We start from the raw sequence: 22,380 nt of genomic DNA, 5'->3' as shown, positions 1-22,380 counted from the left end.
ATGAGGAGACCTAAGATTTTAGTCGTAGACGACGAACAGGACCTCTGCGAGATCCTGAAATTCAACCTGGAGAACGAAGGCTTCCAGGTGGACACCGCCAACAGCGCGGAGGAAGCGCTGACGCTCGACCTGAGCCAATACCAGCTGTTGATACTCGATGTGATGATGGGCGAGATGTCGGGCTTCGCCATGGCCAAGAGCCTCAAGCAGGACCCCGCCCTCGCCGCCACGCCCGTCATCTTCCTCACGGCGCGCAGCACGGAGAACGACACCATAACGGGATTCAGCCTCGGAGCCGACGACTACATCGCCAAGCCGTTCTCCATCCGCGAGGTCGTGATGAGGGTGAAGGCCGTGCTCCACCGCACCTGCCGCAAGACCGAGGAACCGGACGCCCTCCTCAGCTACAACGGCCTGGAGATGAACCTTGAAAAGAAGACCGTCAGCGTAGGCGGAACCTCCATTCCCTTCACGAAGACGGAGTTTGAGCTCCTGCGCGTGCTCCTCGAAAACCGCGGCCACCTCTTCAGCCGACAGGAGCTTATCAACAGGATATGGCCGCGCGATGTATTCGTCGTCGACCGCACCGTCGATGTGAACATCACCCGCATCCGCAAGAAGCTCGGCCCCTACGGGAAGAACATCGTTACCCGGCTCGGGTTCGGCTACTACTTCGATGAATAGCATCATGACAAGTCGCTCCATAGGCTTGCGCGTCTTCATCCTCATCGTCTCCCTCTTCGCGCTCGTCATCTTCTCGTTCTTCTTCCTCTACCGGTCGAGCATGAACAAGAACAAGATCGAGAACATCAACACGCGCCTGCAGGACTACAACGACCGGATGTACGAGATACTGCAGTTGCAGGAGAAAGAGAAGGACGACCCGCTGACAGCCTCGCTGGCCGACGCCGGCAGGATGGCAGCCTACATGAAGGCGCACCCCCTGAAGGGCATGCGCCTCACCCTCATCCGCCCGGACGGCACCGTAGCCTACGACAGCTGGCGCAACAACCCGCGGCAAATCGTCAACCACGCCGACCGCAAGGAAGTCCGAGAGGCCCTGAGCCACGGCAAGGGATACGACATCAGCCGCGCCAGCGCCACCGTGAGCGGCCGGTTCTTCTACTCGGCCACCTACTATCCCCGCGACTCCATCGTGATCCGCACCGCCCTGCCCTTCGACCAGGACCTGGGGAAAGACCTCTCGGCCGACTTCCTCTTCATGAGCATCTCCCTCGCCGCCCTGATTCTCGTGGCGTTTCTCCTGTACCGGTTCATACACAGAGTGAACAACAATGTGGCACAGCTCAGCAACTTCGCAGAGAAGACCGACCGCAACGAGCCCCTCGAACTGGAAGAACTGGCAAAGTTCTCCGACGACGCGCTGGGCGACATCTCGGAACACATCGTGAGGCTCTACATCCGGCTGCAGAAGACCCGCAACGAGCAGAACATCCTGAAGCGGCAGCTCACGCAGAACATCGCCCACGAGCTCAAGACGCCCATAGCCAGCATCTCAGGCTATCTGGAAACCCTGCTCGAATCACCCGACATGCCGCCCGAAACCCGCACCCGGTTCATCAAGCACAGCTATCAGCAATGCCTCAGGCTGGAAAACCTCGTCAACGACATCTCCACCCTCAACCGCATGGACGACGGCCTGCTCAACATCCCCTTCACCGAGGTAGACATCGCCGAACAGATTCATACCCTCGCAAACGAGATGGGGCCGGAACTGGAGAAGAAGCACATGACCCTCACCACCGACCTGCCCGCCGACCTGCGCATACGGGGCAACGCCTCGCTCATCTACAGCATCTTCCACAACCTTGCCGACAACGCCCTGGCCTACGCCGGAGAGGGCACCTCCGTCCGCATCACCGCAGTCCGGAATGCCGCCGGCGATGCCTTCGCCTTCTGCTTCAGCGACAACGGCGTGGGCGTGGCCGAGCAACACCTCGACCGACTCTTCGAGCGCTTCTACCGCATAGACAAGGGGCGGAGCCGCAAGATGGGCGGCACGGGGCTGGGACTGTCGATCGTCAAGAACGCCGTCCTCGTGCACGGAGGCGAGATCAGCGTAAGCAACAATCCCGGCGGAGGGCTCTGCTTCCGCTTCACGCTGCGCATCAGGAATTAGCACCCCCCTCACCCTGCCCCCCAAGGAGAACACCCCTTCCCGACCCTCCCCCAAGGGAGAGGGGGAGAAACGGGGAGAGGTGTTCCTCTATGGGAGGGGGCAGGGGCAGGCCGCAGAGAGCAGTCAAGTAAAAGGCGGCTAAAAGCTTTCCTTTTAACGGCCTTTTACTTTCCTTTTAGCCACCTTTTACTTTCCTTTTAACGGCTAAAAGGAAAACGGGGAAGTAAGGAGTAAGGGAGTAAGGAGTAAGACCTCTCCCCAGCCCTCCCCAAAGGGGAGGGAGTAAGGAAGCTATTGGCTTTTATTCTTTTAACCCCTCTCTATCTCTCCCCGAAGGGAAGAGAACTCTCCCTCCCTTTGGGAAACCATAGGTCATCGACCGAGTAGTCGCAGCCGGTGCGACGGACAAACAAGGGAGGTAATGTCCGGGGAGAGTCTTATTCCCTTTACTCCCTTACTCCCTTACTCCCTTAACTCCCTTAACTCCCTTACTCCCTTAACTCCCTTACTCCCTTTACTCCCTTTTGGCCGGATTCTCCAAAAAGACAGGCGGATTTTGGCCGGATTCTCCAAAAAGATGGCCAAATATTACAAAATCCCTGGCGGATTTATCGCTATATTTGCACAGGAGCAGGAGGCTCCCATACGGACACACCTATATTTATTAATCCTTAAAATCATTTGAACAATGACGACAGAAGACGAGAAACCAAAGAGAAGTCTTAAAGAAAAAGTAATGGCCAGTGTGCTGAAGAATCTCCAAAAGGCTGGAGAGAGTACGGTACAGAGAGCAGATCCGATACAAGTGGCAAGCCGCAGTAGGATCAGGCCCAGTACCGGCAGTGGAAGCAGACCCGGCACAAGCAGCGGAAGCAGGCCCGGCACAAGCGGCAGGAGAGTCAGACCCAGCACAAGCACCGGCAGCAGATCCGGCTACGGATACATCAGCAGACCCGGCAGCGGGAACACCGACGCCGACCGCCGGCGAGCCATCAACGCCTATATCAGCGGCCTCATCGCCGACAGCAGCCTGCTCACCTCGGCCGAAGCGGGAGCCACCGGCCCGAGCCATTCGGGACAGTACCTGAAGATACGCCGCCGCGTGAACTGGCAGGCCAAGGCCAAGACCGCGAGCGTTACCACCAACTCGGGCTCCATCTTCCCCGGGGCGCTCATCGTGGTCGACGGCAATGTAACCTCACTCAACCCCACCATCCTGAATGTGAAGCGCGGCAAGGTGAATGTGCGCGTGGAGCAGTTCAACGGAGCCGTCATCAGCGGGCGCGACTCTATCGTGGCCGACGCCTCCAGGGAACCCTCGGGAAGCATGGCCGTGGCCGTGGACCACGCCATCGACAACATCCTCCACGACTTCTACAAGTCGGGCGTTACCATCCCGCCGGGCATCGTGGACAAGACCGAGACCTTCCACAGCTACAAGGAGGCCGAGTTCGAGATGCACGCTTCGGCAGGCTACGCCGGTGCTTCGCTCAAGGCCTCCTATGAGTCGGGCAGCAACTCCTGCCGCAGCATCTCCATCCGCGACTTCTGCCAGAAATACTACACGGTGAAGGCCGACCTGCCCGACGGCGACTACTCGCAGCTCTTCGGCGACGATGTAACCGTGGACATGCTGCGCCAGAAGATACGCAACAACGCCCTGCTCTTCGTAGACTCAGTAACCTACGGCCGCCGCGCCTACTACTGCTCGGAGATAGAGACCCACTCCTCAACCATGCTCGCCAAGGCTGAGGCCTCCTACAGCACCTACTTCTCGGCCGACTCGAAATGGAAGAAGAGCTCGCAGGACATCAGGTTCAAGTCGTGGTTCGTGCTCGACGGAGGAAACATCGCCGGCACAAGCGCCTTCTATGAGTCAGTGCCAGGCACCAACCTCTCGGCCAGCGGCAGCGGCCAGCAGAACGGCAAGGAGACCACCCTCGACCGCATCATAGCCTATCAGGACGAGATGAAGCGGCGCGTGGACAAATATGTGCAGGGCGGCATCACCATCGACCGCAACACGCAGGGCGTCATCCTCTCCTACACCACGGCGTTCATGACGGGCAACCTCGTGGCCGCACAGTTCGGCAACACGGGCTCCTACCTCGAGGAAACGGTCATCCCGCTCCACCCCGTGCAGATACTCTTCCGCAACCGCCGCGACAAGCAGCGATACATCAGCGTCAGCTGGACGGAGTATACCATAGGGCCAGACGGAATCATCCGGGTGAGCCGGGTGATGAACCATCCGAAGACCTGCGTCAAGGGCAAGAGCAAGCTCAATATCGATGTAACGAAGTATACCTACCAGGTGAAGAACATAAAGATTCAAGTGTGGGACGCCGAGGGCGACGAAATCACGCAGGGCGGCAACATCGTGCTCGAGGCCGACAACGACTACTATCCCGCGGAGGAAGCCTACTATGTGGTCTACTGGAAAAACTCCATGAAGACAGAGCTGCTCGACAAGGCGCACTGGGACGAGCAGGTGGGCATGGAGGTAGACCTCGGCTAAATCCCCCAGGCCTCGGCCAGGCTGCGGTTCATATACTCCCAGAACTGGCGGCGCGATTCCGTGCCGGGCTTCAGCAGCTCGTAGAGCTTCAGCGCCGCCGTCTGCCTGTTGAGCGGATGGGCACGGTAGTAGCCCCGCGAGCGGATGTAGTCGGCCAGCCAGCGGCGCACCAGCGGGCGGTTGCGCGGCGAGCAGATCAGGTAGTCCACCCGCGCCGCCACCTGCCGCAGCAGTGCCTCGTCGCCGAACAGCTCCGCCACGCCCTCCGGCTCCCGTTCCTTCAAATCCAACAACTTCGTGAAAGAGGCGGCCCCGCCGTCCTCTTTCTTTTCTTTCTCTATATCTTTATCTTTATCTATATCTATATCTTCGCGGGCGCGATTAATAAGGTTCGAGCCCGAACAGGGCGTCGGCACAGCTCCGACACGGCGTTGAGCCTCGCTTGACACCTCGCCGACACGGCGTTGACACGACAGCACCTCACAGAGATATTTGCTCTGGAAGAGCCCTCTCTCCTTGTCCACATAAAACAGGCCGGACTCCTCGACGAGCTTGCGCAGCGAGGAGTGGTTCATATGCGTCAGCATGCTCAGCGTGTGGAACGACTCAAAGCTGGCAACTCCGTTCTCGCAGCTGGAGAGATACATGAGCACAAGGACATAGGCACCCAACTTCCGCGTCATCCCGCTTCCGAGCAGCCACTTGTGGTCGGGGCGGCGCAGCAGGTTGAGATTAAGTTTCAGGAACGGTTTCGATTTCATACGGCATTTCTCCTTTCTTATGGTTTCTGTCGCAAAGATACGCTCCCGCGCCGCCCATGACCATGGGAAAGGACATGGCGGGAGTATGGAGAAACCTATTCCCTGTAAGAGAATAAGAGAATAAAAGAATAAGAGAATAAGAGAATAAAAGCCAATAGCTTCCTTACTCCCTCCCTTTGGGGGAGGGTTGGGGAGGGGTATTCCCCTTGGGGGAGGGCTGGGGAGAGGTAATATTTCCTATTCCAGCAGGCTGGTATGCTGGGAGAAGTATTTCCACAGCGGGGCTACCATCATGGCCTGGAGAAATTCTCCGGCTTTCAGCATCCGCAAGACTTCCTCCCGCTCGAAGAGGTAGACCTTGATATCCTCGGTGCGGTCGAGGTGTTGCTGCGAAACCTGCCGCACGCCGCGGGCGAGATAGGAATGGCAGAGGTTGTCCATGGAGCCCGCGTTGGGGGCGGTGGTCATCAGGAGCGTCCACTCTCCACCACCATAGCCGGTTTCTTCCAGCAGCTCGCGCCTGGCCGCGGCAAGGGGCTCCTCGCCCTTCTCCACGACCCCGGCGCAGATTTCCGTCGACATGGTGCCGAGCCCGTGGCGATACTGGCGCTCGAGGATGAGCCTGCCGTCGTCGGTCTCGGCAATGACATTGACCCATGCGGGGTAGTGCAGCACATAGTATTCCCCGTTGACGCGCCCGTCGGGGAGCTCCACCTCGTCGCGGTGCACGGTAAGCCACGGTCGCTCGAAGAGTTTCTCTCTCGAGCGAACCTTCCATTTCATTTCTTCGTCTCTGAATTCCATACAGGGGCAAAGATAGGGAAAAAACAGGGAAACGGAAAGAAAACGACCGGGAAAAGTGAGGTCTTGCCCTGCGGCCTCGTCAGCCTCCCTTTACTCCTTACTCCTTACTTCATTACTCCCTTACTCCTTACTCCCTATTTATTTCCTATTCCAACTTGAAATTGACGGGGAGGGTATACTTCGACCTTACGGGTCGGCCGTTTTTCTTCCCCGGTTCCCACGCGGGCATGGAGCGCACGGCCTTGATGACCTCGGCATCGAGCCTCACCGAGGCGTGCCGCACGATTTCGATGTCGGAGATGGAGCCGTCTTGGTTGACGACGAACGAGACCACGACGCGGCCGCTGACGCCTTTCCGGGCTTCCTTCTTCGGATAGTCCACCTTCTTCATCAGGTATTCCATGAGGGCATGCTCGCCTCCGGGAAAGGAGGGTTGCTCCTCAACCATCTCGTAGATGATGCGGTCGTCCTCGCCCTGCTCGGGGTCTGACTCCGGGTCGCTGCCCATGGCGGCGATGAAGTAGTGGCCTTTCTGCCTTACCACGCGCAGCAGGAAGGAGAAGTAATATTCCGGGTCTGTAGTCTCTACCCGGTACCATTTCTTGCGGTCGGTGGGGCTGATGGTGTATCTGGGTGCTTCCTGCCGGGGACTGTCGACCAGGTCGTCCAGCCAGTTGAGACAGCGGCGTGTGCTGTCTCCCGAGTAGGTCGTGGAGACGCCCGGGGCGGCGAATTTCTCGCACAGATAGTCCCTGTAGGCAGGCGCGTCGAGGTCGATGGTGTGGTTGAGCGAGATATAGGAGTGGAAGAAGGCCCTGAGGAAGCTGAGGGCGTCGGGCTGCTTTTCCTGCATCCTGATGAGGCGGGGAAGGATGAGGGAGTCGGACACCGCGCCGTTGAAGCCGAACGGCACGGCATAGCCTATCTTACGGCGGCCGTCGCGGTCGGTAACCATCCTGACGGGGAGGGTAGTCCACCTTTCCTCGAACAGGCTCACTTGATACCACTCGCCGCCGAGGGCTCTCACCTTCAGGTTGCGGAGCGGGAAGTTCCGGAGGTCGCCCATGATGGGAAACAGCGGGAGCGCATCGGCCTCATCATAATATGCGAGCTTGTCGATGAGCGTCTGCGTGAGGAACTGGTGCTCCTTCTCCTTGTATTCCTCCCATGCGCAGGTGTCCTCTATGAGGAATCTGTAGTAGGCCTTGATGACCTTGATGTCGCCTGCGGTGTCGACGGCTGCCGATCTCAGCGACTGCAATGCCAGTGCCGGCACGCTGTCGCCGCCCTTTGCGTCCGGCCTGCGTGCCGTCCTACTAGAGAGCAGTCCGAAGGCCAGTCCGCCGCCAATCAAGATGATCAGCAGCCCGGCGAGTATTTTTAATTTATAATTCATAATTCATAGGCGGGAGTAAAGGGGGGCAAGACCCCTCTCTATCTCTCCCCGAAGGGAGAACACCTCTCCCCAACCCTCCCCCAAGGGGAGGGAGTAAGGAAGCTATTGGCTTTTATTCTCTTATTCTCTTATTCTTTTATTCTAACCCCTCTCTATCTCTCCCCAAAGGGAAGAGAACTCTCCCTCCCCTTGGGGGAGGGTCGGGGAGGGGTTTTCATTAATACGCCTCTCCCTCTTCTATCTCCTTGCGGTCGAGCTTCTTGCGGTCTATCGACCACCAGGCGTAGCCGCCGTAGGCGATGATGACGGGCACGAGGAGCGACACCCAGAACATGGCGCGCAGGGTGGTCTCGCTGCTGCAGCTGTTGGCGATGGTGAGCGAGCTCTGCAGGTCGGCGTTCGAGGGATAGAAGGCGGTGTGGTTCCATCCGGCCATGAGGAAGAGCACGACGACGGTGAGTATCACGCCGATGCCGGCAGGCCAGATGCCCTTGATATAGTCTTTCTGCGCCAGCGTGCGCCCGATGCCGTAGAGCAGGAGCACCACGCCGACAAGCAATATCGCGGCGAGCGGCCATTGCTGGAGCAGGTTGTGGAGGTATTTCATCGGCTCCATGAAAATGACGCCCGTGGCGGGATCCTCGGCAAAGCCGTCCTTCAGCAGGGTGCGGAGGAAGAAGGCGAGGAAGAGGGCGAGGAACACGGCTGCGTTCACGGTGAGCTGCGGGCGGATGCGGGCGCGGATGGCGTCGTCGGCGATGTTGTTGTTCACATACAGGATGCCGAGCACGCGGGCGAGGAAGAACACGGCTGCGCCGAAGACGAGGTTCCATACATCGAGCAGCGCGTCGAGTCCTGCCGAGGCGTTGGTCCAGTGGCTGATGACGGGCTGCACGGCTGCCGTCATGTTGGCCTTCTCAACGATGAAGTTACTGCCGTTGAAGAAAGTGGCCACGGCTCCGCCGAGCAGCAGCGGCCCCACGATGCCGTTAATCACGAGGCACACCTGGAAGGCCCTGGGGCCGAGGAAGTTGCCCAGCTTGTTCTGGAACTCGTAGCTCACGGCCTGCAGCACGAACGAGAAGAGGATGAGCATCCATATCCAGTAGGCACCGCCGAAGCTGGTGCTGTAGAAGAGGGGGAACGAGGCGAAGAACGAGGCCCCGAAGGTAACGAGCGTGGTGAAGGTGAACTCCCACTTACGCCCGGTGGAGTTGATGACGAGGCGCCGCTCCTGGGGCGTCTTGCCGAGTTGAAATATCATGGAGTTGGCGCCCTGCACGAACATCAGGAACACGAGGAAGGCTCCCATCACTGAGATGACGAGCCACCAGTATTGTTGTAGGAATGAGTAGGTCATAGTTCTTTAATTATTACCTCTCCCCAGCCCTCCTCCAAGGAGAAACACCTCTCCCTTACCCTCCCCAAAGGGGAGGGGATATTAAGAAGGTGAAAGGTGAGAGGATGTCATTGGCTTTTATTCTTTTATTATTACCTCTCCCCAGCCCTCTCCCAAGGAGAGGGAGTAAGGGAGGCTGTTGGCTTTTATTGTTTTAACCCCTCTCTAACTCTCCCCCAAGGGGAGAGAACCCCCTCTCCTTGGGAGAGGGCCGGGGAGAGGTGTTACTCTCTTGCTCCTTTACTCCTTACTTCCTGTACCTCATGCTCCGGCCCTTTCTTGATTTGGCGGCAGAGGATGCTGATTTCCACGAGCAGCATCGTGGTGAAGAGCCCGAGGAAGATGAAGAAGGTGAGAGCCACGCTGCCGGCGGCGATGTCAGAGACGGCCACGCCCACGGGGAGCATGTCCTGTATCGTCCACGGCTGTCGTCCCATCTCGGCCACGATCCATCCCGACTCGCTGGCGATGTAGGCCAGGGGGATGAGGGCGAGGGCCGTGATGTGCAGCCAGCGGTGGCGGGTGATGTCGCGCTTGTAGACAAGCCAGAGCACCACGGCGAAGAAGAGGATGAAGAGGCAGCCCAGGCCTACCATTACGCGGAAGGCATAGAAGGTGAGGGGGATGTGGGGCACGAGCTGCGCCGTATTCTTGATGTATCCGTAGCCGAAGTAGCGGATGTTCTCCTTCAGTATCGGCAGCTGCGCCCTGGCCTCGGCTGGCAGCTCGTCGGGAGCCAGCTGTCGGCCGCCGGTGGCCTTGCGGTAGGCGGCGAGGGCGGCTATGGCCTTCTTGCCGCTGGCTATCTTCTCGGCAAAGGAGGGCTCTCGGGTGCCGTCCTCGCGCGTGTATCCTTTAATGAGGTCGTTCACTCCGGGCACATATCCGTGCAGCGTGCGGGTGGCGAGCACGGAGAGACCGTAGGGCAGGGCGATGCGCAGCGGTGCCTCCTGCTCGTTCTCGTAGTCGGGCTGCCTGAAGGGGTTCACGGCCGAGACGAGCGTCAGGCTCTGGTCGTGGCCTCCGTTGTAGAGAGCCTCCATGGCGGCGAGCTTCATGGGCTGCACATGGGCCACCTTGTAGGCACTCTTGTCGCCGGTGATGGCAGCGAGCAGCGAGGCCACGAGCCCCACGGAGGCTCCTATCTTGATGCTCTCCTTGGCGAGGCGGTGCTCACGGTTCTTGAGCAGATACCAGCAGCTCACGCCCACGGTGAACACGGCCCCGATGATCCACGACGAGGTGATGGTGTGGCAGAACTTGTCGACGGCGAAGGGCGAGAAGGCCACATCCCAGAACGAGGTCATCTCGAAGCGCATGGTGTCGGGGTTGAACTGCTGTCCCACGGGATACTGCATCCACGCGTTGGCCACGAGAATCCACCATGCCGAGATGGTGGCGCCGAGACCCGTGAGCCAGGTGGCGGCGAGGTGGAAGCCGCGCGACACCTTGTTCCAGCCGAAGAACATCACGGCCACGAAGGTGCTCTCCATGAAGAAGGCCACGATGCCCTCGATGGCCAGCGGCGCGCCGAACACATCGCCCACCATCCAGGAGTAGTTGCTCCAGTTGGTGCCGAACTCGAACTCGAGGATGATGCCCGTGGCCACGCCCATGGCGAAGTTGATGCCGAAGAGCTTCTGCCAGAAGCGCGCCGTGTCTTTCCAGAACGGCTTGCCCGTGCGGTAGTAACAGGTCTCGGCGATGCCCATGACGACGGCCATGCCGAGCGTGAGCGGCACGAAGAGCCAGTGGTAGATGGCCGTCAATGCGAACTGGGCTCTCGACCAGTCTACGATTGCCGCGGTAATGTCTAATAACAGGTTTAGCATAGTAGTTTATTTAATTAATTAACACCTCTCCCCGACCATTACCTCCCTCGTTTGTTTGTCGCACCGGCTGCGCCGACAGCGACCACTCGGTCGATGACCGATGGTTCCCCCAAGGGGAGGGAGTAAGGGAGGCTATTGGCTTTTATTCTTTTATTCTTTTATTCTGTTATTCTTTTATTCTCTTATTCTCTTATTCTAACCTCTCTCCCCAAAGGGAAGAGAACTCTCCCTCCCTTGGGGGAGGGCTGGGGTGAGGTCTTTATTCTTACTCCTTACTCCCTATTTAACACCTGCGTCTCCACGAAGTCCGCCTCCCGTCCCTCCTTGGCATGGCTGCCGATGAAGTCGGGGAAGAAGAAAAGCTTCAGCACGGCGAAGATGATGACGAGCTTGATGAGTATCACAGCCCACAGCGTCTTGCCCAGCGTCATGCCGCGGAAACCGTCGTAGTAGAGGCGGTAAGTCTGGTAGAGAAATCGTCCGAGTGTCTTCACATGAATCTTATTACGCCTGCAAACTTAAGAAAAAATCCTGATACTTCCAACTGTTTTCTGTAAAAATTACAAATTTTATTTTCTTTTCTGTCGGGAGCAAGGGAGTAGGGGAGTAAGGAGTAAGAATAAAAGCCAATTTCCTCCCTCCCCTTGGGGGAGGATCGAGGAGAGATTTACTCCTCCCTCTACGGGAGGGGAGAGTAGGAGGCCGCAGGAGGGGGTCAAGTAAAAGGCGGCTAAAAGCTTTCCTTTTAACGGCTTTTTACTCTCCTTTTAGCCACCTTTTACTTTCCTTCTGACGGCTAAAAGAAAAAGGCGGGATGGAAAATGTACGGAAGAGAGGCTCCCTTACCCCATCATTAATACAAGGTGGTGCGCTTCTCCTCGCTGAAAGAACCTTCGCCGTCCACATGGAGCACGGTGGAGACCTTGTGCACCATGGCGTGGGTATCGAAGTTGTAGTAAGTGGTGTTGACGGTGCATACACGGTCGGTGCCGATGCTGAACTCCTGCTTGGCATACATCGGTGGCCGGCTTTTGCCGCAATGCACATAGGCGGTATATACCTCCCGGCAGTCCTTCACGCGCCAGTCGCCGCCGAGCGATAGAAGATAAAAGTGTTCTATGCCTTTGCTGTCTTCCGGAAACCGTCTGGCATTAGCCTTAAGCAGGATGAGCCTTGCACCAGTCTTATCGGTCAGCCTACAGGCTGTGAGGTCTTCAAGATGATTCCAGTCTTCGCCGAAAAGGCGGAGCGGGAGGGAGTGCGTGCTGTCCGGTGGCAACATTTGGTCTTTATCTAACTGGTCTTTCCTCACGGGCTTCATGCCCGTGACGGTGCCCGGATAGCTCAAGGGCAGCTTGCAGGACGGTAGTGTGTCATAAAGGGTTTTCATCGGCAAGTATATGGATTTGTGTTCAGCGGCTTTCGGAAGACCGTTCTTCTGTTGAGCTATGCAACCTGTGCTTAGCATCAGCGACAGGCAGACAGTCAGGATGGCTGCGATTCTCTTCATGTGGAACTCCTTTCTGTGATAGGTATTACGCTGCAAAGATATATCAAAAAGCGAATTTCCCTCCTTTCCGTCTGTTAAAAAAAGCATACTTTCCCAATCTCGCTTGCCGTTTCGGGAAAACTTCCTATCTTTGCACCAGGCAAATATTATAGGTATGAAGACATTCCTGCATGGACTCCTCTTGTGGAGCGCGGTCGCCCTGGCGCTGCTCGTGCTGGCCGATTGCGTCCTCCGCTTCGACACCAGGGAGGAAGTCTTGGAATATTTGAAGAAGGAATTCCCCGGCCAGAAGATTACGCTCCAGCCCAAATACAAGACCAGGCGGGGATGGACGGAGGACTGGCGCGTGTGGACCTTCACGCTCTCGGGCTATCCCAAGGACACCTTCCGGGTGGCCAGCCACATCAAGAGCTATCCCGTGCCGATGCTGAAGACGGAGAGGCACATCATTACCGATTTCGACAAGGTGGTCGTCCTGCGCTGCGAGCAGGAGTTTGAGCAGGGGCCGCTGCGCACCTTCGACGCACCCACGCGCCGTCTCTGGAGCCGCTTCCCGCGCGGGGGATTCTCGCTGCGGGCTGCCCGGTGGGAGGTGGAAACGGTCGACGACATCTGGCGCGCGAAGCGGCTGATAGACGCTTTCGAGGCCTGGCTTGCCAAAGAGGGGGTGGACCGCCGTGCCTATTATTATCTGCGCATGTATATGCAAGGCCACTGTTACGCCCTTGGGGGCGGGGGGATGGCCATGAACATCATGGACGGCCTGGAGGAATCGAAGCCCGGCAGCAAGAGCCCTCACTATCTGGAATACGGGCTCTATGGACAGGCAGACCGCCGGAAAGTGTGTCAGAAGTTTTATAACAGCGTGATGGAATATCACCAGTTGATGGCCGACGGGGGCAACGGCGTTACCGACGCCAACCTCCAGGCATGGAACGAGGAACAGCTGCAGTTGTCGAGACGCTGGCCGGAGATGACGGAAGCCGAGCGCGACTCGCTCCGCGGGCTGTTCGTTGGCGGTGATGGCGATGTGCGCAATGTGTTTCTCGACACCGGGCAGAAGCCTTTCCTGCTGGCCGTCTGGGCTGATTCAGACATGCGCCCCGCAAGCCGCGGCATCTACATCACCTATCCCCAGTTGCGCGAACTCTGTCTGCGCAGCGGTTTGCGGGTGCAGGGCGGAGGCGACCACTTCACCGTCCGGGGTGTCGACGGCAACCGCTATGAGTTCTCCACGGCCTTTTATAGGGAGAAACCCGAGACCGTAGGCTTCCTCGAAGACACCTGCTTCTATCGGAGAAACGGCCGCGCGGTCATCCTGCCGGGCTTCTGGACCCGCCACGACTGCGTCAACGACGGCCTTGTACGCCGTATCACGGGGCTCAATCTCAGGCAGATGGTGGTGCACGGAACGAGAAACGAAGTCTTATCAAGAGTATAACGGCAAATGGCAAAGAAACGACAGACCCTGCCCCGGGATTTCAAGGAAATCATGGAGCGCAACGACATCCGCGAACTGGAACAAGTGTTTGAGAAGTGCGACATCAACGCCTACGAGCGCGACTGGATGAAGACGCCCGCCCTGTGCATGTATGGCGTCTCCTGTGAGTTTATCTCCTGGCTCGTGGCTCACGGTGCCGACATCGAGGGGCACAACTGTTATGGGCGTACGCCCCTGTTGGTACATGCCTCTACCAATCAGGAGGAGAAGGTGAAACTGCTGCTCGGCCTTGGAGCCGATGTGCATGCCGAAGACAAGTATGGCAACGGGGTGCTCCACTTTGCCAGCGGTCCGGAAGTCATGGAGGTGCTGTTGGCTCACGGTGCCGATGTCCGTGCCCGCAATCAGATGGGTGAGACGCCGCTCCTCGAGCTGCTCAAGGAATGCAGCAACAGCGATATTGCGCGGGTGGCGCAGATGGCCGGACTACTCCTCGAGGCAGGCGACGAGCCTACGGCGGAGACCCGGGAGCAGGTGATCTGCATAGGGAAATCGTTTGAGGCGGCGCGCCCGGACTTTGCTGCCAACCGGCTCGAAGCCGCCGACGCAGGCCTCCGGCACCTCTATACCCTGTTCGGCGTAACGCCCGTAGAACCCGTTCATAGGCACGACGGCAGCGAGCGCATTACCGTGAAGGCGAAAGAAGTGGGCGCTCAGTTTGAAGAACTCTGGAATATGCTTGTCCCCGCGTCGGGTCATGCCCCCACGGTGCAGGGCGAAGTCATCCGTATCTGCGGCAAGGTGGCCCGCGAAGTGCTCGACAACGGAGCCTGCAACTGGGATCGCGACTATCGCAAACTGCCTCAGTCTCTGCCCGGCTATTTCGCCATGGGGCACCCCATTCCCGGCCTGAAGCGCACGGGACTGGCTGCATTGCTGCCCGGCAGGCCCGAAGACGAGAACCAGGAACTGGCAGCCCTGGCCCGCAGCATCGGCCCGGAAAGCACCGAGGAGGATTTCAATCGCCTCTATGAGCTCGCCGTGAAATGGGTGCTGGCCAACCCGGAGCCCATCAAGCTGGGCAGGGTGGGTTACCGGCGCTGAGGCGGCAGCCCGCCGGGTCATCACCAGAAAGCAATATAAAAGGAAAGCTGACCAATGTATTTCCTTAAGCCGCTCCTCCTCGCTCTTGCCGCGGGGTGAGGCCGGAGGGGGAGTGGAAGGTAGCTATTAAGGAAGGCAAGAGGCTGCTGGAAAGTGGGTGGAAGGCTGTTAGGAACCTTACTTCTTAGAGGCTTGGAGCATAGGCCGGAGAATGAACTGTCTTCCGAAGTTCTGGCTGCCGGTTCTCTTCTTTAAAGAAATATACCTTACTGCCGCAGCAGTAAGGTATATGGAAGTTTTGCGATGGCCTTATGGCTCCATGCTTTCTTGCCGGAGGGTGAGTTGCGGTGCTCTGCTGTCTGTTTCAGGCACGGCAATCGGCGTGCCGTCAGTCGTCCCAGGGGTTGTTTGCCGTCCATTCGTTCTCGAAGAAGCCTGGCTTTGAGTCGGCTTCCTGTCCGCCCGGGCTGTCGCCGCCTATCCCCATGTCGGGTGAAGTCTGTCCGTTCTCGGTTACGCTGTTGGGACCCATCAACCGTTCTGTGTGTATTTCGATTTGCTCTGTCTTCGGAGCAGTATAGTCCTTTTTCATGACTGGTTTATTTGATTATGATTTTCTTGTTGCCCTGAATGTATATGCCCTTTTTCAGGCCCGCGGTGGAGGTGGCGTTCTTCCGGATCAGCTCTCCTCCGATTCCGTAGATGTCCTGGCCTTGCTGCCGCGCATCGGCAATGCTGCCTATGCCGGTTGCCGAGGAGATGGTGAAGTGCATTTGCTTCGCTCCGTTGCTGCTGCCTGCGGGCGTGATGTATGCGCGGTAGCCTTTCAGCTTGTCGGTGCCATCCACGGCCTTGTAGAACATGTTGTTGCTGATGAACCATGCGCCCTGGGGCACATTGCCGTTGAAGTAGTTGCCCGTGAAGTCGTAGTTGATTCCCGATACCGCCAATGCGGTGGAGGGGTCAACGGTCAGGCTGTTGAATACATATGTACTCCAACTCTTCGTGGGCTTGATCAGGCACGGCTTATTTGCCGTGATGCCGTTTGCATCGATAAAGTTGAGGGTAGACTCGGTTGAGTTAGGGTCAAACTCCAGTATGCGCGTCCCCGCTCCGAATACTGTCGCGATGTCGGTTGCCGAGAGAGCGAAGGGCACACAGAAAGAATTCCACTTGTCGCTCTTGATGCTGCGTTTGAAAATGGTGCGGATGGACTCTATTCTCGTGGCGAGTGCCAGTGTCTCGTTCTCGTCGAGCACGAGATAGGGCTTTATGGTGAAGTCTTTCCATCCATAGAGGGTTTTGTATCTATCCTCTGTTCCATAGGGGGCGAACAGCGTGGCGTTGCGGGAGATAACCTCGAAGGGGTCGGTGCCTGTAACGGCCTGCGGGTTGTCGTCGTTGAGATACACCTCGGCAACGCTTCCGCATCCTGTAAAGGTCTCTTTCTCGAAATAGAGGTTGCTGTGCGGGAAGGTGATGGTTTCCAGGCTCGTGCAGTTTTCAAAAGCATATTTGAATATTCTCTCGACGCCTTTGCCCAGCGTTACCGTCTTCAATGCCGTGCAGCCCGAGAAGGTGTACTGCCCGATTTCCGTAACCGTTCCGGGAATGCTGATGGAGGTGATGGCCGTGTTGTTTGAGAAGGCTCTCTGGTCTACGAGGTTTATCGTGTACTCTATGCCGTCTTCCGCGATGATCTTTTCGGGAATGACGATGTCTCCGCTGTAGCTGGTCTCGCTGTTTGCATGCACCTGCACGGTCTTGTTCACGGGGTCTTCCACCTTCAGGTAGAACCTCGTGCCGTTGGCCGTTCCCCATAGATAGGTCTCGGCCGCTGAGGCATTCAGGCAGCAGATCAGGCCGAGCATGATGAGCAGTGGCCTCATGCGCCCGATGGCCCTGATGCCGTTTTGCGCACATTCTTGGTTTTTCAGTTTAAAGTGTTTCATGTTCTTGTTCTTTTAATTTGTAACTCGTTAATTTTTGTCGATGAATCTACGGAAGGGTTGTTTGGCCCTCCTGGTACGCATTACACCTATATTTATTATACTTTGTATCTGGCTATCCGCCTATGGGGCGGGGATGAATGGATTTCACGGGGCGGACAGCAAAAAGAGGGGACATTGCGATTTTCTTTGTCGGACTGTTTTTTTCATGTTTTTGTTACTCGGCTGTTTTCATGGGGACTGCCGGGGACGGCATTGCCGTTTGATGGCGAGGGGCTCTGGCGGGGAGATAAAAAGTCCCCGTTCACCATGATGGGAACGGGGAACTGAACTAATCTCTTTACCTTTGTTATCTGCGAAGGCCGAGCTTCTTGGTGATGGCACGATAGCGCTCTACATCTTGGTTGTAGAGATATTTCAGCAATCTGCGTCTCTTACCGACCAGCATCGTCAGCGAGCGGGTGGTAACGAAGTCCTTGTGGTGCTCCTTTACATGCTCCGTGAGGTGCTTGATGCGATAGGTGAACAGTGCGATCTGGCTCTCTGCCGAACCGGTGTCGGTCGTGCCCTGGCCATACTCCGTGAAGATTTCTGCCTTCTTGGTCTTGTCTAAATACATAGTTGTGGTTTGATTAATGGTTGTCGCAACATTACATCCCGCGGGCGTACGGCGGCCTTAATCACAACCGGCAACGCCCTTGAATGCATCGGATTCTCCGAAATTGCGGTGCAAAGGTATAACTTTTTGGTGAAACAGGCAAATATTTATCGCATTTTTTTGGCTTTTTGTCTCCGAGTTTGCCGTCGAGCGTCTTTTCGTTGGGTCTATTTGGTATCCTTGCCGTGGCTGAGGATGGAGTCCCAGAGTATATCAAGCAGCCCGAAGAGGCCGAGAGGGAGCATGATGTAAACGAAGCCCCGCATATAGGGAGTCCCCCAATAGAGAACCAGTCCGACAATGCTCATGACGACTCCGATAATCCATATCGCACGCAGGAGATGCCTGATTTTGATGTGCAGGTGTCTTTCAAAAAAGTCGTCTATTTCCTTCTCGTTCTCCTGAATCTGTTCTGAAAGTAAATCTGTCTGTTTCATCATCATACGAGTTTATTCAAATAGTTCGAAGTTAGACCAATAAGTTATGGTGGATTCTGCAACGCTAAATGCGATGATAAGAATGTCTTTCTCTTCTTTTGTCAATTCGTAGGTTTCTTTTACTTTGCTTTTGTAGGTATTTATAGTACTACCAATCATTTCAGAATCAGGTGAATACTGTGTAAGTGCATCTATGAAAAGCGATAGAATACCTGCTGCATTTTCAGACAAATATTGATTTGCTATAAAAGTGTTAATAGTCTCTTTATAATTATAACTATTTCGAAATGGTTCTAATTTTTCATTGATAGTAGATGTCATATTCACCATATCATTATCGGAAAAACAGGTCAAACCATATGAATTAACCTCTTCGTAGACTATTGGAGGTAGGTCGCCTGGATCTTCCGTAGGAGGTGTTGTTGAATAGGTAATAGGATTCGTAGACTTAAAGGTATGAGATATTGTGTTTGATACAAACAAATTGTGTAGTTGTCCTATTTCTTCGTAAATGCTGTCATTGGTAAAAACGATGCAATTATTTTTTATTGAGGCGTCCTTTGTATGCCTTTCGTTAAAAGAAATAATAGTTGGACGAGTTTCATTATTTTCATATAAATTATTTAAATATTCGTCTGTTATCATAGCCACACCGCCTGCACAGATGCCTCTATATGTCCCATACGAAGCACCCCCAGCAAGAAATGCAGTTCCTACGAGTACGCCAACCGCTGTAGCAGGTCCAGCCGTTCCCCCAGAAAGAGCTGTTATAAAAGCCGCAACACCTGTGCAAATTTTGAAAGCAGGAACAACGGCCATAATATCAGCTGTGGTAACAGCCCAACCTGTTCCTAAACGCCAACCGTTTCCTTTTCTTTCCTCAGAAATGTTAAATGTTTTTTTGTTGTAATTTTCAAGTTCAGAATAGATGCTGGACTTGTGAGTGGTGTTCTCTTTTGAAACATACGCTTCTTCTTGATTCTCTGAACGACATCCTAATAAGAGAGAAAGCAGCACCAGTGCAAATGCAAAAATCTTTTTCATAACTAATCATGTTTAAGGGGTTAAAAAATCAATTATGTTACAAAGATAGCAGGAAAAACGCGTGAATGGTGATTCCCGTGTGTGCAAAGAGTGTGCATTAGAGTTGTTGGACGAATGCGTCCCATTCCCCGGGAGTGGGGACTTCTGATTTTAGGACTTTCATGCATAACCGCCTGCGGATGGAAGCTACGGCCTCTTTGCTGTGGCATAGGAGGGTGGCAATCTTCTTGGGCTTCATTCCTAACTTGATGAGAATGGAAGTGCGGAGCTCTATTTCGGAAAGCTGGTGCGAGGATAAAAGCTTCTTTTCGAAGGAGGGGAAATATTGGTCGAGGGCTTTCTCCAGGTCAAGCCAGTCGGATTCCTTAGGTATATGGGAGGAGCCTTCGTAGGAATACTTCATGAACTTTCGGAACACTTCCGTTTCCTCTATGGTTTCAGGGTAAGTGGTTTCCTGCTTTTCGGGAGTCGTCTTGTTCAAAGTGAGGTGCGACAATCCCTTTCCACTATTGAGACTTTTGGCCTGTAAAAGCCTGATGTAGATGAACATCGTCAGGCATACTGCAGCCCATAGAATGCTGATGTAGATAATCCAGAAAACATCAGGAGAATTGTTGTTCATAATTGTCGGGTTCGTTAAAAGTAAATAGATTGTCTTGCGCAAATATACGGAAAGAAATCGGAACCGCAAAGCCCGTGGGAGGAAAAATCATGCCCGTCGGCGATATTTGCCGATTTCCGCAGCTTCTTCAGCGGGCTTCGTCTCCTCTTTAAAATCATAGAAATATCGCAATCTTGTATTCGGTTTGAATATTTCTTTGTATCTTTGCGTCCGAAATTATTAGCTATACAAATGCAAGATATCAGGAATATTGCAGTGATTGCACATGTCGACCATGGAAAAACCACGCTGGTCGACAAGATGATGCTCGCCGGAAAGCTCTTCCGTGAGGGTCAGGATAACAGTGGTGAGGTGCTCGACTCCAATGATCTCGAGCGTGAGAGGGGCATCACCATCCTCTCAAAGAATGTTTCGATAACATGGAAAGGTGTCAAGATAAACATCCTCGACACTCCCGGACACTCCGACTTCGGGGGCGAGGTGGAGCGCGTGCTCAACATGGCCGACGGCTGTCTGCTCCTCGTAGACGCGTTCGAAGGCCCCATGCCGCAGACCCGCTTCGTGCTTCAGAAGGCCCTTCAGCTCGGCCTGAAGCCGATTGTGGTGGTAAACAAAGTCGACAAGCCCAACTGCCGTCCGGAGCAAGTCTACGAGATGGTGTTCGACCTCATGTTCGACCTGAACGCCTCCGAGGACCAGCTCGACTTCCCCGTGGTCTACGGATCGGCCAAGAACGGCTGGATGGGAGAAGACTGGAAGGCACCCACCGACAACATAGACTATCTGCTTGACAAGATTCTCGAGGCCATCCCCGCTCCCAGGCAGCTGGAGGGCACGCCGCAGATGCTCATTACATCGCTCGACTACAGCAACTATACCGGCCGCATCGCCGTGGGTCGTGTGCATCGCGGAACGCTGCGCGACGGCATGAACATCACCATCTGCCATCGCGACGGTACCCAGGAGAAGACCAAGATCAAGGAACTGCACACCTTCGAGGGCATCACCCACAAGCGCACCGACCATGTGGATTCGGGCGACATCTGTGCCGTGATAGGCCTCGAGCGCTTCGAGATCGGCGACACCATTGCCGACTTCGAGAACCCGGAGGCCCTGCCGCCCATCGCCGTCGACGAGCCCACGATGAGCATGCTCTTCACCATCAACGACTCCCCCTTCTTCGGAAAGGAGGGCAAATACTGCACCAGCCGCCAGATCGGCGACCGCCTGAACAAGGAGCTGGAGAAGAACCTTGCTCTCCGCGTTACCCCGGTGGACGACTCCACCGACAAGTGGATCGTAAGCGGACGCGGCGTGCTCCACCTCTCCGTGCTCGTGGAGACCATGCGCCGCGAGGGCTTCGAGCTGCAGGTGGGTCAGCCGCAGGTGATCTATAAGGAGATTGACGGCGTGAGATGCGAGCCCATCGAGGACCTCGACATCAATGTGCCGACGGAATACAGCTCGAAGATGGTGGACATGGTTACCCGCCGCAAGGGCGAGCTCACCGGCATGGAGACGGAGGGCGACCGCGTGAACATCACCTTCGACATCCCTTCTCGTGGCATCATCGGCCTCCGCACCAATGTGCTCACGGCCAGTCAGGGCGAGGCCATCATGGCTCACCGCTTCAAGGAGTACCAGCCCTACAAGGGAGACATCGTGCGGAGGGTAAACGGCTCCATGGTGGCTCTTGAGACCGGCACCGCCTATGCCTACTCCATCGACAAGCTCCAGGACCGCGGCAAGTTCTTCATCGACCCGGGCGAGGAGGTCTACAGCGGGCAGGTGGTAGGCGAGCATGTGCACGACAACGACCTCGTCATCAATGTAACCAAGGCCAAGCAGCTCACCAATGTGCGCGCGTCGGGCTCCGACGACAAGGCCCGCATCGTTCCCAAGACCGAGATGAGCCTGGAGGAATGCCTCGAATACATCAAGGCCGACGAGTATGTGGAGGTTACCCCGAAGAGCATGCGCATGCGCAAGATACTCCTCGACCATCTGGAGCGCAAGCGCGCCAACAAGGAATAAGAGATACGATTATAAATAGGAGGATTATGAAAAAGATGTTTTTGGCGGCACTCTTTCTGACGGCAGCCCTCACGACGAGTGCCCAGAGCCGCCCGGGCACATTCTCCCTGATTCCGAAACTGGGGGTGAGCATTGCCAAGATAACCAAAGAGGACATTTACTATGACAACGGACACCCCATGAAACCCAAGTACAGAGCCGGTTTCACGGCCGGCCTTGAGGGAGAGTATCAGTGCACCGACGAGCTCAGCCTGACGCTCGGGGCCTATTATGCCGCTCTCGGCTATCGGACCAGCGATACGGAAATCCTGCAGACCCAGACGGATGAACAGGCCGTGTATTCGGCTTATCATGACAGACACACCCGTCTGGACTATGTCCTCGTGCCCGTGATGGCCAACCTGTATCTGGCTCCGGGCTTTGCCGTGAAGGCCGGTGTGCAGGCGGGCTTCCTCGTCCATGACAAATACGAGGTGGAGGTCTCGGATGTAACCTATGACAAGTCTACCGGCGTAGGCACCTATGGCGAGTCGCAAACCCTGAGCGTCAGCTCCACCAACGGCTACCATCAGTTCGACCTTTCCGTGCCCCTCGGCCTGTCGTATGAGTATATGAATGTGGTGCTCGACGCCCGTTATAACCTCGGACTGCTGAAGGTCAGCAATACGAGCGGGGCCAAGAACAGTTTCTTCACCTTCACCGTGGGCTATAAGTTCAACCTCTGAGGACGG

The 22,380-nt window shown here is 56.0% G+C and carries 20 protein-coding genes; 7 read left to right on the top strand and 13 right to left on the bottom strand.

The window, feature by feature from the left end; translation table 11 throughout:
• From BM114_RS09560 to BM114_RS09550, 3 genes are all read left to right on the top strand, one after another.
• Positions 1-684, top strand: coding sequence for a response regulator transcription factor (locus BM114_RS09560; RefSeq protein WP_092112825.1), 684 nt, complete (start codon positions 1-3; stop codon positions 682-684).
• Positions 677-2,140: a sensor histidine kinase gene (locus BM114_RS09555; RefSeq protein WP_092112823.1), complete on the top strand. Its 1,464-nt coding sequence runs from the start codon at positions 677-679 to the stop codon at positions 2,138-2,140. Before BM114_RS09560 ends, BM114_RS09555 begins: the two co-directional genes overlap by 8 nt.
• Positions 2,141-2,828: 688 nt before the next feature.
• The gene (locus BM114_RS09550; RefSeq protein ID WP_092112821.1) at positions 2,829-4,658 is read left to right on the top strand and encodes a thiol-activated cytolysin family protein; all 1,830 of its coding nucleotides are present in this window, start codon (positions 2,829-2,831) and stop codon (positions 4,656-4,658) included.
• On the opposite strand, the gene BM114_RS09545 is transcribed toward BM114_RS09550, so the two are convergent.
• The 7 genes from BM114_RS09545 to BM114_RS09515 form a co-directional block, all read right to left on the bottom strand.
• Positions 4,655-5,419 (bottom strand): hypothetical protein, encoded by a 765-nt coding sequence (locus BM114_RS09545; protein ID WP_092112819.1) that lies wholly within the window; start codon positions 5,417-5,419, stop codon positions 4,655-4,657. The two genes, BM114_RS09550 and BM114_RS09545, sit on opposite strands and share 4 nt — an antisense overlap.
• Positions 5,420-5,656: 237 nt before the next feature.
• A complete protein-coding gene (locus tag BM114_RS09540) occupies positions 5,657-6,223 on the bottom strand; it encodes an NUDIX hydrolase (RefSeq protein WP_092112817.1) in 567 nt (188 codons plus the stop codon).
• A 145-nt stretch (positions 6,224-6,368) separates the two neighbouring features.
• Complete coding sequence (locus BM114_RS09535; RefSeq protein WP_092112816.1) at positions 6,369-7,619, bottom strand: energy transducer TonB; 1,251 nt, start codon at positions 7,617-7,619, stop codon at positions 6,369-6,371.
• A gap of 217 nt (positions 7,620-7,836) precedes the next feature.
• Positions 7,837-8,979, bottom strand: coding sequence for a cytochrome d ubiquinol oxidase subunit II (locus tag BM114_RS09530; RefSeq protein WP_092112815.1), 1,143 nt, complete (start codon positions 8,977-8,979; stop codon positions 7,837-7,839).
• A 263-nt stretch (positions 8,980-9,242) separates the two neighbouring features.
• Positions 9,243-10,850 (bottom strand): cytochrome ubiquinol oxidase subunit I, encoded by a 1,608-nt coding sequence (locus tag BM114_RS09525; protein ID WP_092112814.1) that lies wholly within the window; start codon positions 10,848-10,850, stop codon positions 9,243-9,245.
• Positions 10,851-11,122: 272 nt separating this feature from the next.
• Positions 11,123-11,344: a DUF4492 domain-containing protein gene (locus BM114_RS09520; protein WP_092112813.1), complete on the bottom strand. Its 222-nt coding sequence runs from the start codon at positions 11,342-11,344 to the stop codon at positions 11,123-11,125.
• Positions 11,345-11,703: 359 nt separating this feature from the next.
• Positions 11,704-12,360: a hypothetical protein gene (locus BM114_RS09515; RefSeq protein WP_092112812.1), complete on the bottom strand. Its 657-nt coding sequence runs from the start codon at positions 12,358-12,360 to the stop codon at positions 11,704-11,706.
• A 154-nt stretch (positions 12,361-12,514) separates the two neighbouring features.
• On the opposite strand from BM114_RS09515, the gene BM114_RS09510 reads away from it, so the two are divergent.
• Positions 12,515-13,801 carry a hypothetical protein gene (locus BM114_RS09510; protein WP_255406482.1) on the top strand — a complete coding sequence of 429 codons (1,287 nt, stop codon included), beginning with the start codon at positions 12,515-12,517 and terminating at the stop codon, positions 13,799-13,801.
• 6 nt (positions 13,802-13,807) lie between these two features.
• Positions 13,808-14,905 (top strand): ankyrin repeat domain-containing protein, encoded by a 1,098-nt coding sequence (locus tag BM114_RS09505; protein WP_092112811.1) that lies wholly within the window; start codon positions 13,808-13,810, stop codon positions 14,903-14,905.
• Positions 14,906-15,293: 388 nt separating this feature from the next.
• Here BM114_RS09505 and BM114_RS09500 read toward each other — a convergent pair whose 3' ends face one another.
• The 6 genes from BM114_RS09500 to BM114_RS09470 form a co-directional block, all read right to left on the bottom strand.
• Entirely contained in the window at positions 15,294-15,497 is a 204-nt protein-coding gene (locus BM114_RS09500) for a hypothetical protein (RefSeq protein ID WP_092112810.1), read from the bottom strand.
• Positions 15,498-15,504: 7 nt separating this feature from the next.
• Entirely contained in the window at positions 15,505-16,857 is a 1,353-nt protein-coding gene (locus tag BM114_RS09495; RefSeq protein WP_092112809.1) for a leucine-rich repeat domain-containing protein, read from the bottom strand.
• A 346-nt stretch (positions 16,858-17,203) separates the two neighbouring features.
• Entirely contained in the window at positions 17,204-17,473 is a 270-nt protein-coding gene (rpsO, locus tag BM114_RS09485; RefSeq protein ID WP_092112807.1) for a 30S ribosomal protein S15, read from the bottom strand.
• 206 nt (positions 17,474-17,679) lie between these two features.
• Positions 17,680-17,955: a hypothetical protein gene (locus BM114_RS09480; RefSeq protein WP_092112806.1), complete on the bottom strand. Its 276-nt coding sequence runs from the start codon at positions 17,953-17,955 to the stop codon at positions 17,680-17,682.
• Between the two features lie 6 nt (positions 17,956-17,961).
• Positions 17,962-18,993, bottom strand: a complete 1,032-nt coding sequence (locus BM114_RS09475; protein WP_092112805.1) for a hypothetical protein — start codon at positions 18,991-18,993, stop codon at positions 17,962-17,964.
• 97 nt (positions 18,994-19,090) lie between these two features.
• Positions 19,091-19,615: a hypothetical protein gene (locus BM114_RS09470; RefSeq protein WP_092112804.1), complete on the bottom strand. Its 525-nt coding sequence runs from the start codon at positions 19,613-19,615 to the stop codon at positions 19,091-19,093.
• A gap of 231 nt (positions 19,616-19,846) precedes the next feature.
• On the opposite strand from BM114_RS09470, the gene typA reads away from it, so the two are divergent.
• Together typA and BM114_RS09460 are read left to right on the top strand one after the other, a co-directional pair.
• A complete protein-coding gene (gene typA / locus BM114_RS09465) occupies positions 19,847-21,649 on the top strand; it encodes a translational GTPase TypA (protein WP_092112803.1) in 1,803 nt (600 codons plus the stop codon).
• A gap of 26 nt (positions 21,650-21,675) precedes the next feature.
• The gene (locus tag BM114_RS09460; RefSeq protein WP_092112802.1) at positions 21,676-22,374 is read left to right on the top strand and encodes a porin family protein; all 699 of its coding nucleotides are present in this window, start codon (positions 21,676-21,678) and stop codon (positions 22,372-22,374) included.
• The last annotated feature ends 6 nt before the right edge of the window (positions 22,375-22,380 follow it).

Origin of the sequence: Prevotella sp. KH2C16 (assembly GCF_900113305.1) — a bacterium.
Lineage (GTDB): Bacteria > Bacteroidota > Bacteroidia > Bacteroidales > Bacteroidaceae > Prevotella.
Note: the sequence above shows the minus strand (reverse complement) of the source record. Positions and strands in the feature narration are given on the sequence as shown.